We start from the raw sequence: 15435 nt of genomic DNA on the forward strand, positions 1-15435 counted from the left end.
TGGCCGCTCTCCTCGCCGCCCTCCGACAGGCAATCCTCACCCCGATCAGCCAAGCCAGCGTCCCGACAGGCCGCACCCTGCTCGCAGGGGCGACAGCCTGAAGACGTTGTTCAAGGCCGACTATCTACTGACCAAATTCATGTCAGATTCCGGCCTGATCGCCCTGCACTCGAAGAGAGGCGAACTTACGCGTGATGGCATCAAGATTATCAGCACACCATTGTGCCATGCGCTCCTCCTCGCCCAGCGAAAGCATAAGCACAGTAGGTGCAGCACTATCACCAGCAAGCTCAGCCAACGTCAAAAGAGATTTATAGGACGCGATTTCAAAATGTTCGAAGGCATAATTTGCCAGAGAATTCTTAATGATCTCATCCTGCATTGGTACATGGCCCAGAGCGGCCATATTACCAACGAGACCGGTCACAAAATCTTTCACTCCAGAATGCGACGTTCCGTGCGCGGCTAGTAGTTCGTCGAGGCGATCACGCTGCTGTTCACTCTCAGTCAGGTGCTTGCGCAAAGCCGCTTCGACTTCAGGGTAGCTCTGGACGCGATCCAACTGCCGCGAAAGGAGCTCAATTGCCTGAGTCTCTAAAGCGCGAGCGTTTACCAACCCAGTGATGTAGATATCTTTGTAGGATTCTGACATGTTTTGTCCTCCAGCGCAAGTTTTGTCCGGGATATTACCCGCCGGTTCATTCGGCTCGGCACTTCCTTTTTGTGGTCCAGGTCGATAGGGATATTCGCCTGGTACCGCGAAGCGGGCTATATCAAACCACTTTGTGCCATTCGGCAAAATAGTATTAAAGCAGCTTGCCTATTGTTGGCTTTGCTTTCGAGTGCTGCTATTCCATAGTACCAAGTAATCTATGTCCGACAAGGCTATAGGAGAACGCAGAGAAAGAATTTATGGTTCATTAAAAGCGCTGATGCCGCAAACAATTTATCGTTATTACGGTAATTTTGAGCGCGGCTCCACCATCCGGCCGCCTCTCGCGCACATCTCACCCAGCCTTCAATCAAGGTGTATTGCCATAGACTCTGCCGGAGATGGCGCAGGACCGTCCGTTGACCCATAACGCGGGATCCATGCCCCGGCGCCAGCCAACCTGTGGCAGACCCAGGTTATCGACTGCCACCAGCAGCGTCGGATCCGCGAAGATATTGCGCGATGCGGCCGGCATGCATCCAGCCCATTCCCACCACGGTGCATAGCTCTCGATCATCGCCGTCTTGGGGCTCGGCCACAGATCATCCTCTCGGATGCCGCTCGGCCCCCGCTTCTCATAGGCCACTGTTACCCTGACCGGAGCCCACGGGTAGCCAAGGTTCGGATGGTGGCGAAGTCGGTGCACCGCTGTCCTGCCTCCGATCTCCTCTGAGCTTCCTTGCGGGACGCCCCGCGTTTCATAGGCGAGTGGGGGACGGATCGGAGACGGGAGGGGAGGTCGTGATGCTCGCCTTCCGCGGCACTTCTCCCCACACCATGCGATGGGGGAGATGGCAGCCAGGACGCGGGCCCTGCGGCCCTCCCGGGCCTGACAGAGAAGGTGAGCAGGTTCACCATTTTCGAAAAGGGCTCCTGCCTGTCCGGATCGCTGTCAGCACCAGCCTCGCGCTGGAGCTGACGGAGCGGGCCTGTCTGGCAGTGCGAGTGCTGCATCCCAACCGGGGCCACGGCCCACTCAATGTGACGCTGGCGGTCCGCGGCGGGTATGGTTCAGCCGGCGGGTGGCCGGGACTCCGCGAGTGCCGCGAGGCGGCGCTCGCAGGCCGGATCGTCGAGGAGGGTCGCGGCCTCGCCCGGCAGGCGGCGGCGCCAGTTGGGGTGCTGGTCGGTGGTGCCGGGGAGGTTGGGCTGTTCCGCCAGGGCGAGGGCATCCTCCACGGGCAGCAGGGCCAGGGTGCAGGCGGACCGGCCGATCTGGGCGGCGGCGGCCTCGGCGAGCGGGGTGCCGTCCTCTGGCGGCGGGGGATCGCCCTGGGCGGCGCCGCTGTCGCGCATGGCCTGCCAGAGCGTGGCGCGGTCGCGGGCGCGTTCGGCGCGCTGGGCGGAGCCGTCCTCGCCCTCTCCCAGCAGGCCGAGGCGAGCGCGCCAGCCGATATCCAGGCCGCGCCACCAGCCGACGGCGGTGGGCAGATCGTGGGTCGTGGTCATGGCGGCCGCGTTGCGCGACCATTCGCGCGGGGGGATGTAGGGGCCGCCGCCGTCCCGCTGCTCGAACCAGAGGACACGCATGCCGAGCATGCCGATATGGTCCAGGCGTTCGCGGAAGCCGTGCGGGACAGTGCCGAGATCTTCGCCCACCACGATGGCGCGGTGGCGCCGGGATTCCAGGGCGACGAGGCGGAACATGTCGTCGGCGGGAAATTGCAGGTAGGCACCGTCGCGCGGGTCGGCGCCTTCCGGCACGACCCAGAGGCGGGCGAGGCCCATGGCGTGGTCGATGCGCACGCCGCCGGCATGGCGCATGGCGGCGCGCAGCATCTCCAGGAAGGCGCCGTAGCCGCCCTGCTTCAGGCCGAGGGGGGAGAAGGCGGTGATGCCCCAGCCCTGGCCGAGCGGCGAGAAGATGTCGGGGGGCGCGCCGACGGTGAGGTGGCGTAGCATCTCGCGCTGGCGGCTCCAGCCATGGCTGCCGCCGCCATCGGTGCCGACGGCGAGGTCGGCGATGAGGCCGATGCTGGCGCCGGCGTCGCGGGCGGCCTGCTGGGCCGTGCCGAGGCCGCGGTCGGCGATCCATTGCAGGAAGGCGTGGTAGGCGACCTCCCGCTCATGGGCGCGGGCGAATTCCGCCACGGCGGGGCTGGCGGGGTCACGGAATTCGGCGGGCCATTGGCGCCAGTTCCAGAGCCCAGGGTCGCGGGCGAAGAGATGGGCGTGCAGGGCCTCGAAGCGGGCATGGCTTTCCAGGGCCTCGCCCTGTTCGGCGCGGAAGCGGTCGAATTCCGGGTCGCCGGGGAAGCTGTCGAAGAGGGCGCGGAAGACGGCGAGGCGGGCGCGGGCCACGGCGGGCCAGTCCACGAGCTCCAGGGCTTCCAGCCGGCCGAATTCCCCGGCCAGGCCGGTGCGGCCGAAGGCGGCGCGGAGCGGGGCCTCGCCCAGCACGGCCGGGTCGGCGTGGAGCACGTTCAGGAAGAGGCGCGAGGAGGGGGAATAGGGGGAGAAGCGGTTGGGGTCGGCGGAGAACTGGGCGTGGACCGGGCTGATGGCCACGGCCTGGGCACCCTTTCGGGCGGCGGAGGAGACGAATTCCGCCAGGGCGGTGAAGTCGCCGACGCCACCGCCGCCCATGCCGTCCTGGCCCGGGCCTTCCGGGCGGCCGCGGCGCAGGCCGTAGAGCTGGACGGTCAGCCCCCAGGGGAGTCTGCCGGGAAGCTGGCGCGCATCGCTTTCCGCCAGCGCGTCCTCCGGGCGATAGCAGCGGGCCGGAGCGATGGCGAGGGTGGTTTCCGCGCCGCCGATGCGGAGGCGGTGGTAGCCGGGCGGCGGGGCGATGGGCAGGTGGCAGAGGCCGTGTTCCTGCCGGGCGCGGCCTTCCAGCACGCCGCCGTCTTCCAGATCGAGCCGGTACTCGGGCTCGCCGGGCAGGCCCAACAGCACGGGCTGTCCGGCGGTGGCGGTGCAGAGCGGGGGCAGTGCGGCCTGGGCGGCCAGGTGCTCGCGGGCTTCCCGCATCTGCTCCGGCGAGCCGGTGGGCAGGCCCAGGGCCTCCAGCACGGCGCCGATGGCGTCCGGGGCGACGGTCTGGTCGCGGCCCTGGGCGTCGCGCCATTGCGAGGCGATTCCGGCGGCCTCCGCGAGGGCGTGGAGTTCATCCCGGCTCATGGGCCCGTGTTCTCCGGCAGGTCGAGCATCACCACCGCACAGTCGGGCGGCAGGCTTCCGGCGGCCAGCGCTTCCGCGGCGTCCGGGATGGATTCATGCAGAACGAGGGTGCCGCCCGCGGTCACCGGCACGGGGGCCTCGTCCAGGTTGAGGGCGATGGTCAGGCGGGTGCCGTCGCCCAGGCGCCAGCGGGCCAGTACGGCCTTCGGCCCCACCGCCTCGGCGCCGATGGCCCTGGCACCGGGCAGGCGGGGGATGATCTCGTCGTGGCGGAGGGCGATCAGGGCCTTGTGCAGGGCCAGCATCTCCGCATGGAAGCCATGTTCGCTTTCCGCGAGGTCGGGGATGGAATCGGTGAAGGTCTTTTCGGCGTTCGGATCGGGGATGCGCTCGCGCTTCTCCGGGTCCTGGAAGGCGGCGAACTTGGCGAATTCCTTGCGCCGGCCCTCGCGCACCGCATCCGCCAACTCCTGTTGCGGGAAGGCGGTGAAGAAGAGGAAGGGGGCGGTGGCGGCCCATTCCTCGCCCATGAAGAGCATCGGAATCTGGGGCGAGAGCAGCAGGAGGGCGGTGGCGGCCTTCAGCGCCGAGGGGCGGGAAAGGGCGGGCAGGCGCTCGCCGAAGGCGCGGTTGCCGACCTGGTCGTGGTTCTGCAGGAAGAGCACAAAGGCGGTGGGCGGCAGGTGGGCGCTGGGCTCGCCGCGCGCATGGCCCAGATGGGGCATGGTCTCGCCCTGGAAGAGGAAGCCTTCCGCCAGGACGCGGGCGAGCTTTTCCGCGCCATCGTCGGCGAAGTCCTCGTAATAGGCTTCGCGTTCGCCGGTCAGCAGCGGGTGCAGGACGTTGTGGCCGTCGTCGTTCCACTGGGCGTCGAATCCGGGCGCCCTGGGGCCCGTGCGGAGGTGGCTGGCGCCGTTGCGCTCGTTCTCCAGCACGAGATGGACATGGCGGCCGGGGGTCTCGGCCTGGATCTCGCTCCGGATGCGGGCGGCGAGGTGGTCGAGCCAGTCCTGCTCCGCGATGGCGTGGACCGCATCGAAGCGGAGGCCGTCGAAGCGGTATTCGCGCAGCCAGTAGAGGGCGTTGGATTCGAAGAAGTCGCGGACCGGAGCCTTCTTGAAGTCGATGGCAGCACCCCAGGGGGTGTGGACGCCCTCGTCGAAGAAGTCCTTTGCATAGGCGTGCAGATAGGCGCCGTCCGGGCCGAAATGGTTGTAGACGACGTCGAGGAACACCATCAGGCCTTGGCCGTGCGCCTCGTCGATCAGGGCCTTCAGCTCCTCCGGCGTGCCGTAGGAGGCAGCGGGGGCGAAGGGCAGGACGCCGTCATAGCCCCAGTTGCGCGGGCCGGGGAACTCGGCGATCGGCATCAGCTCGATGGCCGTGACGCCCAGGGCCTTGAGCCGGGGCAGCATGGCGCGGATGCCGGCATAGCCGCCGCAGGTTCCGGCATGGAGCTCGTAGAGGATGGTCTCGTGCCAGGGGCGGCCCTTCCAGCCGGTGTTCCGCCAAGCATGGGCGCGGGGATCGACCACCTGGCTGAAGCCGTGCACGTCGTCCGGCTGGAAGCGCGCCGCCGGGTCGGGCACCGGGAGGGTGGAGCCGTCCTCCAGCCGGGCCTGGAAGCGGTAGCGCGTGCCGGCCGGGGCGGCGGCCTCCAGCGAGAACCAGCCGTCCGGTTCCGCCCGCATGGGCGCGGGGGGGTGGTCCGCGATCTCCAGCGCGACCTCCGTGGCCGAGGGAGCCCAGAGGCGGAAGCGGGTCCGCGCCCCGTCCGGGAGGAGTTCCGCGCCCCAGGGCGAGGGGGCGCCGCTCATGGCTTCTCGACCCGTGCGCCCAGCAGGAGCAGCGAATGCGCCCCCACCGTCACGCTGGTTTCCTCCGGCAGCAGGGAGCGCTCCTCGGCTTCCGGCAGCGCCGTGTCCAGCAGCAGCCGCCAGGGGAGCACCGGTTCCGGCAACTGGAAGCTCTGTTCCGCGCCGTCGGCATTCAACATCAGCATCACGACCTCGACCCAGCCATCCGCGGCCATGTCGGCGCGGCGCAGCGTCAACGTCCGGGCCTCGGGCTCGTTCCATGCCTCCGGCTGCATCGGCTGGCCGTGCTGGTCGAACCAGCCGGTGTCCTGCACCCCGGGGGCGGGCTCGGTGCGGCTGTGGGGGAAGTAGCGGGGGCGAAGCGGGGTCCAGCACTGGCGCAGCCAGGCGAGGCGGGAAACGAATTCGGCGAGCGCCTGGGCGCGGGGGGTGGCCGCGTGCTCCCAGTCCAGCCAGGAGACCTCGTTATCCTGGCAATAGGCGTTGTTGTTGCCGCCCTGGGTGCGGTCCATCTCGTCCCCGGCCAGGAGCATGGGGGTGCCGGCGGACAGGAAGACGGTGCCCAGCAGGGCGCGCTGCAGCCGGGCGCGGGTTTCCAGCACCCAGGGCTGCTGCGTCCCGCCCTCCACGCCCCAGTTGGCCGAGAAGTTCTCGCCATGGCCGTCCTGGTTGTTCTCGCCATTGGCCTCGTTGTGGCGGCGGGCGTAGGAGACGAGGTCGCGCAGGGTGAAGCCGTCATGCGCGGCCACGAAGTTCACCGAGGCCCAGGGCTGGCGGCGGCGGCGGTCGAAGATCTCGCTGGAGCCGGTGAGGCGGCTGGCGAGGCCGGGGCGCAGGCCGGAATCGCCGCGCCAGAAGCGGCGCACGTCGTCGCGGAAGCGGTCGTTCCATTCGGCGAAGCCCGGCGGGTGGTTGCCGAGCTGGTAGCCGCCGGGGCCGATGTCCCAGGGCTCCGAGATCAGCTTGACCTGGGACAGGACCGGGTCCTGGCGCAGCACGTCGAAGAAGCCGGCACCGGGGTCGAAGCCGCTCGCCTCCCGCCCCAGGATGGTGCCGAGGTCGAAGCGGAAGCCGTCGACGCGGTAGGTCTGCACCCAGTGGCGCAGGCTGTCGGTCACCATCTGCAGCACGCGCGGATGGGCGATGTTCAGCGTGTTGCCGGTGCCGGTGTCGTTGATGTGGACGCGCTCGTCGCCGGGCAGGAGGCGGTAGTAGCTGGCGTTGTCGAGGCCCCGCCAGGACAGGGTCGGGCCCATCTCGTTGCCCTCGGCCGTGTGGTTGTACACGACGTCGAGGATCACCTCGATCCCGGCGGCATGGAGCTGACGGATGGCGACCTTGATCTCCTTCAGCGAGCCGGTGCTGAGATAGGCGGCTTCCGGCGCGAAGAAGTTCAGGGTGGAATAGCCCCAGTAGTTGCGCAGGCTCTTCTGCACCAGGAAGCGGTCCTGCAGGAAGGCGTGCACGGGCAGCAGCTCCACTGCCGTGATGCCCAGGCGCAGCATGTGCTCGATCATGCGCGGGTCGGACAGGCCGGCGAAGGTGCCGCGCAGGCGTGGATGCAGGGCGCTGTGGCGCATGGTGAGGCCGCGCAGGTGGGCCTCGTAGATCACCGTGTCCGTCCAGGGCGTGGCGGGGGGGCGGTCGTCGCCCCAGGTGAAGCTCTCGTCCACCACCAGGGCCTTGGGCATGGCCACGGCGCTGTCGCGGCGGTCGAAGGAAAGGTCCTCGCGGCTGTTGCCGACGCGGTAGCCGAAGAGCGCGTCAGACCAGGTGACCTGCCCGACCAGCTTGCGGGCATAGGGGTCGAGCAGCAGCTTGTGCGGGTTGAAGCGGTGGCCGCGCCGGGGCTCGTAGGGGCCATGGGCGCGCAGCCCGTAGACGAGGCCGGGCTGCGCGCCGGGGAGATAGCCGTGCCAGACCTCGTCGGTGCATTCCGGCAGGGCGTAGCGGGCCAGCTCCTTGCGGCCCGTGGCGTTGAAGACGCAGACCTCGATCCTCTCCGCATGGGCGGAGAAGACCGCGAAGTTGACCCCGAGACCGTCCCAATAGGCTCCGAGCGGATAAGGCCGCCCGGGGGCGAGGCGATCAGGGGGTAGGGCCATGCGTGTTGAGTGCTCCGGGGGACAGCACAATCGTAGCGAGCGGTGGCAGGATGAGCGAGAGCGATTGCGCCTGCCCGTGGCTGGGCAGATCCTCGGCCATCACGCCGCCGGCATTGCCCAGGTTGCTGCCGCCGTAGTTGCCGGCATCGCTGTTCAGCAGCTCGTGCCACCAGCCGCCCCCATGCCCACTGGCCGGGACGCCGATGCGGTAGCCCTCGCGCGGCACCGGGGTGAGGTTGCAGACCACGAGTGCCGGCGGGTCGCCATCCTGGCCGCGGCGGAGATAGGCGAAGACGCTTTGCGCGCTGTCGTCGCCGATCACCCATTCGAAGCCCGCGGGTTCCGCGTCGAGACGGTGCAGGGCGGGCAGGCCGCGGTAGAGCGCGTTGAGGTCGCGGACGAGGTCCTGCATGCCGCGATGCCCGGGATCGTCCAGCAGGTGCCAGGGCAGGGCGGCGTCGTGGTTCCATTCCGTCGGCTGGGCAAGCTCGATGCCCATGAAGATCAGCTTCTTGCCCGGATGGGTCCACATGAAGGAAAGGTAGGCGCGCAGGTTGGCGCGCTTCTGCCAGTCGTCGCCGGGCATCTTGCCGAGCAGCGAACCCTTGCCATGCACCACCTCGTCATGGCTGAGCGGCAGCACGAACTTCTCGGAGAAGGCATAGACGAGGCCGAAGGTCATGCTGTCGTGGTGCCAGCGGCGGTTGACCGGGTTCTCCTGCATGTAGTGGAGCGTGTCGTGCATCCACCCCATGTTCCACTTGTAGGAAAAGCCGAGCCCGCCCTCGCTGACCGGCTTCGTCACGCCCGGCCAGGCGGTGGATTCCTCGGCGATCACCACCGCGCCGGGGCAGCGTTCGGCGACCGCCGTGTTCAGCTCGCGCAGGAAGGCCACGGCCTCCAGGTTCTCGCGGCCGCCATACTGGTTGGGGACCCATTCGCCCTGCTTGCGGGAGTAGTCGCGGTAGAGCATCGAGGCCACGGCGTCCACGCGCAGCCCGTCCACGTGGTAGTGCTCCAGCCAGAAGAGGCCGGAGGCGATCAGGAAGCCGCGCACCTCGTTGCGGCCGAAATTGTAGATCAGCGTGTTCCAGTCCTGGTGGAACCCCTCGCGCGGGTCGGCGTGCTCGTAGAGGGCGGTGCCGTCGAAATGGCCCATGCCGTGGGCGTCGGTCGGGAAGTGGGCCGGCACCCAGTCGAGCAGGACGCCGATGCCCGCCTGGTGGCAGCGGTCCACGAAGCGGGCGAAGCCGTCCGGCGTGCCGAAGCGTGCCGTGGGGGCGAAGAGGCCGAGCGGCTGGTAGCCCCAGGAGCCGCCGAAGGGATGTTCCATGACGGGCAGCAGCTCGACATGGCTGAAGCCCATCTCCGCCACATAGGGGATCAGCCGGTCGGCCAGGCCCTCCCAGTCCGGCGCATGGCCGTCCTCGGCTTTCCACCAGGAGGTCGGGTGGACCTCGTAGATGGCGATCGGCGCGTCGGGCGCGTGGCGGGCGGCACGGCCGGCCATCCATTCCGCGTCCTGCCATTCGTGCGGCGTCGGGTCCGCCACCACGGAGGCGGTGGCGGGGGCGAGCTCCGAGGCCAGGGCGACGGGATCGGCCTTCAGCGGCAGCATGGCGCCGCCGGGGCCGCGGATCTCGTACTTGTAGGCGGTGCCGGGGGTGAGGCGGGGGATGAAGAGCTCCCAGATCCCGGCCTCCCGCCGCAGGCGCATCGGGTGGCGGCGGCCGTCCCAGCTGTTGAAGCCGCCGACCACCGAGACACGCTCGGCATTCGGGGCCCAGACGGCGAAGCGCACGCCGGGAACGCCGCCGAGGGTCATCGCCTGGGCGCCGAAGACGCGGCCCATCTCCCGGTGCCGGCCCTCGGCGAAGAGGTAGAGGTCCATGTCGCCGAGCAGCAGGCCGAAGCTGTAGGGGTCCTCGGTCTCCTGCACGCCGCCGGGCCATTCGACGCGGAAGCGGTAGGGGCGGGCATCGGGGACGGGAGCCTCGAAGACGCCGGCGGGGTGGATGCGCTCCATCGGCGCCAGGACCTCGCCGCTTTCCGCGTCGAGGAGTTCCACGGCCTTCGCGCCCGGCTGGAAGGTCAGGACCGTTTTACCCCCGGGGCCGTCATGGGCGCCCAGGATGGCGAAGGGATCTCCGTGGCGGCCCTCGGCGAGGGCCTGGATGGCGGCATCATTCCGCATCGGGGATCAGCCTCTCGACGATGGCGGCCAGGCCGCGCAGGGGGAGGGGAAGCCAGGCGGGCCGGTTGGCCGCCTCGTAGCGGATCTCGTAGGCAGCCTTCTCGATCAGGAAGAGATCGAGCAGGGACTGTTCGGAGGCCTCCGGCACCCAGGGGCGTTCCGCCGCGTGCTCCACGACGCGGTAGGCCGCCAGGAAGGCGTCGGAGGCCTCCTGGCGGAAGCGTGCCAGGAGCGCCTCGCGGCGTTCCTGCGGCACGGCGGAGCTGCTGCCCGTGTCGTGGCTCTGGGCGGCGGCGGCGGCGGCGTAGTCGAAGGAACGCAGCAGCCCGGCCACGTCGCGCAGCGGCGAGCCCTTGGCGCGGCGTTCCTCCAGCGAGCGCGCGGGCTCGCCCTCGAAGTCCACGATCACGGCGTCGCCCTGGGAGACCAGGACCTGGCCCAGGTGGAAGTCGCCATGCACGCGGGTCTTGAGCGCGCCGTCGGCGGCTTGCGCCAGCGCGTGGACCTTGCCGCGCAGGGCCTGGGCCTTGCCGAGCAGGGACTGCGCGCGGGCCGCGTCCGCCTCCGACAGGTCGGTGGCCTTTTCCAGCAGCTTGAGCGCCGGTTCGAGCTGTTCCAGCGCGCCCTCGGCCCAGGCCGTGCGGTCCGCCTCCACGGCGGGTTCGGGCGTGAAGGCCGGGTCGTCGGACGGTGCGGCGAGCACGGCGTGCAACTCGCCCAGGCGGCGGCCCAGGGCGGTGGCGAAGCTGAGGTAGCCGGCGAAGATGTCCTCGTGCCCGTCATGGGCCAGCGCGGCCTCGTCCACCGAGCGGGCCAGCCAGTCCAGGGTCCAGCCCCAGCCGTCGCCCTGGTTGCGGACGAAGCCCTGCAGCAGCATCAGCGTCACCGGCTGTCCGTCCGGCCCGGTGCGGACCACCTCGCCCAGCAGCGGGGCGATGTTCTGGAAGCCGGCCTCGGTGAGATGGCGCGTCATCTCGGCCTCCGGATGGATGCCGGAGAAGAGCTTGCGCAGGATCTTCAGCACCACCTGGTCGCCGACGATCATCGAGGAGTTGGACTGTTCCGCGGAAAGCCGGCGGATCTCCGGCCGCTCGGGGATCTCGATGCCGTGCAGCAGGGCGCCGCCGATGAAGCGGATCTCGCCCTCGTCGCTCTGCGTGGTGCTGTTGCGGCGGAAGTTCACCAGCGCGGCATGCACGAAGTCGTCGGAGGCGAAGGCATCGGTCAGGTAGCCGACGCGGCGCGTCTGCCGCACGCGGGAGATGGCGAGCTGATAGGCCAGCGGGCTGGCGCTGTCGTCGTCCTCCACCGCGGCCAGGGGCAGGCAGTAGCGCTCGGTGCGGTCGGGCAGCTTCGCCTCGATCTCGGCGAAGATGACGTAGCGGGCGTGCGGGAAGGGGGCGATGGCCTTCAGGCTGACACCTTCGAGCTTCTCGCCCTTGGAGGCGAACCAGCGGCGCTTGGGCAGGTAGCTGGGCAGCACCTCGCGCTCCAGCTCGCGCTTCTGCGCCTCGCCGAAGCCGGTGGTGTTGGCCGGGAAGACCAGGGTGCGCAGGTCGGGCAAGGGCTCGGGCGCCTTCACGTGCCAGGGTGGGAGGGCCTGCTCGGTCGCCAGCACGAACCAGTAGAAGCCGAAGGGCTGCAGGGTGAGCAGGTAGGTGAGCTGGCCGATCTCCGGGAAGGCGGTGCCGCCCAGCATCTCCACCGGCACGCGGCCGACATAGGCGGAGAGGTCGAGCTCCACCGCCTGGGAGGTGCGGGACAGGTTGAAGACGCAGAGGATGCTCTCGTCCCCGTATTCCCGGACATAGGCAAGGACCTTGCGGTTGCCCGGGTAGAGCAGGCGCATGCCGCCGCGGCCGAAGGCGCGGGAGCGCTTGCGCGTGGCGAGCATCCGCCGCGTCCAGTTCAGCAGGGAGTGCGCGTCGCGCGACTGCGCCTCCACGTTCACCGCCTGGAAGCCGTAGAGCGGGTCCTGGATGGTGGGCAGGACGAGGCCGGCCGGGTCGGCCTTGCTGAAGCCGCCGTTGCGGTCGGGAGACCACTGCATCGGCGTGCGCACGCCGTCGCGGTCGCCGAGATAGATGTTGTCGCCCATGCCGATCTCGTCGCCGTAGTAGATCACCGGCGTGCCGGGCATGGACATGAGCAGGCCGTTCATCAGCTCGATGCGGCGGCGGTCGTGTTCCAGCAGCGGGGCGAGGCGGCGGCGGATGCCGAGGTTGATGCGGGCACGCTTGTCGGCGGCATAGGTGTTCCAGAGGTAGTCACGTTCCTTGTCCGTGACCATCTCCAGCGTCAGCTCGTCGTGGTTGCGCAGGAAGATCGCCCACTGGCAGCCATCGGGGATGTCGGGCGTCTGGCGCAGGATGTCGGTGATCGGGAAGCGGTCCTCCTGCGCGATCGCCATGTACATGCGCGGCATCAGCGGGAAGTGGAAGGCCATGTGGCATTCGTCGCCCTCCCCGAAATACTGCTGCGTGTCCTCGGGCCACATGTTGGCCTCGGCCAGCAGCATCCGGTCGGGGTATTCCTCGTCCAGCTTGCGGCGGAGCGTCTTCAGGACCTCGTGCGTCTCGGGCAGGTTCTCGTTGCTGGTGCCGTCGCGCTCGATCAGGTAGGGCACGGCGTCGAGGCGCAGGCCATCCACCCCGGCATCGAGCCAGAAGCGCATGATGTTCAGCACCTCCACCATGATGCGGGGGTTGTCGAAGTTCAGGTCCGGCTGGTGGCTGAAGAAGCGGTGCCAGAAATAGGACTGGGCCTCCTCGTCCCAGGTCCAGTTCGACTTCTCCGTGTCGAGGAAGATGATGCGGGTGCCGGAATAGAGCTCGTCATTGTCCGACCAGACGTAGTAGTCGCGCGCCGGGTCGCCCGGGGGCGCCTTGCGGGCGGCCTGGAACCAGGGGTGCTGGTCGCTGGTGTGGTTGATCACCAGCTCGGTGATGACGCGCAGGCCGCGCTTGTGCGCCTCCCCGATGAAGCGCTTGGCTTCGTCCAGCGTGCCGTAGTCGGGGCTGACATCGCGATACTCCGAGATGTCGTAGCCGTCGTCGCGGCGCGGGGAGGGGTAGAAGGGCAGCAGCCAGAGCGTGTCCACGCCCAGTTCGGAGAGGTAGTCGAGCTTGTCGATCAGGCCGGCGAAGTCGCCGATCCCGTCATTGTTGGAATCGAAGAAGCTCTTGATGTGCAACTGGTAGATGACCGCGTCGCGGTACCAGTGCGGGTCTTCCGTCATGGACATCTCGGTTCGTTCGCTCTCAAGCCCCGAAGGGCGTACCGGTGGGGCGCAGGCGCCAGATGGCGAAGGGCAGGTCGGCGGGATCGAGGCGCAGGTGCTGCATCTTGCCGGCGAAGGTGAGGCGGTTGCCGCGCATCAGGTCCTCCGCCTCGATCGAGGCATGGTCGGGCAGGCCCCATTCCCAGAGAGGCACCTCGAAACTGGCCTCCTGCGCGTTGAAGGGGTCCATGCTCACCGCGACCAGCAGGCAGTTCGAGCGGTCCGGCGTCGCCTTGCCGAAATAGAGGATGCTGTCGTTGAAGGCGTTGTGGAAGGTGACGCCCAGGTGGCTGTGCAGCGCCGGGTTCTCGCGGCGGATGGCGTTCAGCCGGGTGATCTCGGCGACGATGTTGCCGGGGCGGTCGTGGTCCCAGGCGCGGATCTCGTACTTCTCGCTGTCGAGGTATTCCTCCTTGCCCGGGGCGACGGGCGTGGCCTCGCAGAGCTCGAAGCCGTTGTAGACGCCCCAGAGCCCCGAGAGCGTGGCGGCCAGCGCGGCGCGGATCAGGTGGCCGGGGCGGCTGCTGGTCTGGAGGAACTTCGGGTTGATGTCCGGCGTGTTGACGAAGAAATGCGGCCGGAAGAACTCCTTCGGCGCCGTCGTCGTCAGCTCCGTCAGGTATTCCTGCATCTCGGCCTTGGTGTTGCGCCAGGTGAAGTAGGTGTAGCTCTGCGAGTAGCCGACCTTGGCCAGCCGGTACATCACCTTGGGGCGGGTGAAGGCCTCGGAGAGGAAGATCGTGTCGGGGAAACGGGCCTTCACCTCCGCGATCATCCATTCCCAGAAGGGCAGAGGCTTGGTGTGCGGGTTGTCCACGCGGAAGGTGCGGATGCCGCGCTCCGCCCAGAACAGCACCGAGTCCCGCAGCGCGATCCAGAGCGAGGGCATCGCGCCCTCGGCGTAGAAATCGACGTTGACGATGTCCTCGTACTTCTTGGGCGGGTTCTCGGCGTACTTGATGGTGCCGTCGGGGCGCCAGTCGAACCATTCCGGATGCTCGCGCAGCCAGGGATGGTCGGGGGAGCACTGGATGGCGAAGTCCATCGCCAGTTCCAGCCCTTGGTCCGCCGCGGCCTGGCGCAGGCGCTCGAAATCCTCCAGCGAGCCGAGCTCGGGGTGCAGCGCCTCGTGGCCGCCATCCTCGGAGCCGATGGCATAGGGGCTGCCGGGATCGTCTGGGCCGGGGGTGAGGGTGTTGTTGCGGCCCTTGCGGTTCTTCCGGCCGATCGGGTGGATCGGCGGGAAGTAGAGCACGTCGAAGCCCATGGCGCGGATGCGCGAAAGCTGGCCGATCACGTCGTCGAAGGTGCCGTGACGCTTCGGATCGCCGCTCTGCGAGCGCGGGAAGATCTCGTACCAGCTCGCGAAGCGGGCGGCGGTGCGCTCGGCCTCCACGGGCATCGGCGCGGAGCGGAGGCGGTGCGGGCGGTCGTCGGCGCTGGCCATCATCGCCGCCGTGTCGGGGGCGAGAAGCAGGGCGAGGCGTTCCGCATCCGCCGCGTCCAGCAGGCGGGCGGCGAGGGCGGCGAGGCCCGGGATGTCGGAGCCGGCGCGGTCGGCGGCGGCGGCGACCAGCCGGCGGCCTTCCTCCAGCTCCAGATGCACCGGCACGCCGGCCGTGTGCTTCTTGCCCAGCTCGTCGCGGAAGGCGGCGAAGACGTCGATCCAGCCTTCCACGGCGAAGACGTGGCGGCCCAGGCGTTCCAGCGGGAAGGTGGCCGACCAGCGGTCGTTGCTAACCAGCGTCATCGGCGCCTCGCGCCATTCCGTCTCGTCGGCGGCGCGCCAGAGCAGGGCGGCGTTCAGCTTGCCGTGGCCGTCGGTGAAGATGTCGGCCTCCACGGCCACCACCTCGCCGACGATGCGTTTGGCAGGGAAGCGGCCGTCATCCACGGCGGGGGTGATCGCCTCGATGGCGATGCGGGGGCTTTCCACCGCCTCCTCCGCCGGCAGTTCGGAGGCGTCGCGCAGGATCGGCCGGCCGCGCTTCGCCGTGGCGGCGAGCACCCCGCCGGGCTCCAGCCGCAGCGGCGTGCCGGGCACCAGCGCCTGGGTGGAAGAACCGCCGGGCACGGCGAAGCCGCCCAGCATGCCGCCCAGTTCCGGCAGCACCGTCTCCGGCATCAGGTCGCGGCTGTTCCGCACGTCCGGGTTGGCGAGGATCAGCGCCGCCGCCCCGGCGGCCCGCGCGTCGCGGCCGTCGAGG

The 15435-nt window shown here is 69.2% G+C and carries 8 protein-coding genes; all 8 read right to left on the reverse strand.

Features of this window, described 5'->3' with window-relative positions; translation table 11 throughout:
• Positions 1–142 precede the first annotated feature (142 nt).
• Positions 143–652, reverse strand: coding sequence for a ferritin-like domain-containing protein (locus ROTAS13_RS08635; RefSeq protein WP_075822100.1), 510 nt, complete (start codon positions 650–652; stop codon positions 143–145).
• A gap of 370 nt (positions 653–1022) precedes the next feature.
• On the reverse strand, positions 1023–1298 hold the full coding sequence (locus ROTAS13_RS26115) for a hypothetical protein (protein ID WP_126281887.1): 276 nt from the start codon (positions 1296–1298) through the stop codon (positions 1023–1025).
• 425 nt (positions 1299–1723) lie between these two features.
• Positions 1724–3832 (reverse strand): 4-alpha-glucanotransferase, encoded by a 2109-nt coding sequence (malQ, locus tag ROTAS13_RS08640; RefSeq protein ID WP_075822101.1) that lies wholly within the window; start codon positions 3830–3832, stop codon positions 1724–1726.
• Positions 3829–5649 carry a malto-oligosyltrehalose trehalohydrolase gene (treZ, locus tag ROTAS13_RS08645; protein WP_075822102.1) on the reverse strand — a complete coding sequence of 607 codons (1821 nt, stop codon included), beginning with the start codon at positions 5647–5649 and terminating at the stop codon, positions 3829–3831. Before treZ ends, malQ begins: the two co-directional genes overlap by 4 nt.
• Complete coding sequence (glgX, locus tag ROTAS13_RS08650) at positions 5646–7754, reverse strand: glycogen debranching protein GlgX (protein ID WP_058389892.1); 2109 nt, start codon at positions 7752–7754, stop codon at positions 5646–5648. The genes treZ and glgX overlap by 4 nt, the downstream gene beginning before the upstream one ends.
• A complete protein-coding gene (glgB, locus tag ROTAS13_RS08655; RefSeq protein ID WP_058389891.1) occupies positions 7738–9948 on the reverse strand; it encodes a 1,4-alpha-glucan branching protein GlgB in 2211 nt (736 codons plus the stop codon). Before glgB ends, glgX begins: the two co-directional genes overlap by 17 nt.
• Entirely contained in the window at positions 9938–13192 is a 3255-nt protein-coding gene (gene treS, locus ROTAS13_RS08660) for a maltose alpha-D-glucosyltransferase (protein ID WP_058389890.1), read from the reverse strand. The genes glgB and treS overlap by 11 nt, the downstream gene beginning before the upstream one ends.
• Positions 13193–13208: 16 nt before the next feature.
• A partial coding sequence (locus ROTAS13_RS08665; protein ID WP_075822103.1) for an alpha-1,4-glucan--maltose-1-phosphate maltosyltransferase occupies positions 13209–15435 on the reverse strand: 2227 nt, incomplete at its 5' end.

Origin of the sequence: Roseomonas sp. TAS13 (genome assembly GCF_001950415.1) — a bacterium.
GTDB classification, from domain to species: Bacteria; Pseudomonadota; Alphaproteobacteria; order Acetobacterales; family Acetobacteraceae; genus Roseomonas; species Roseomonas mucosa.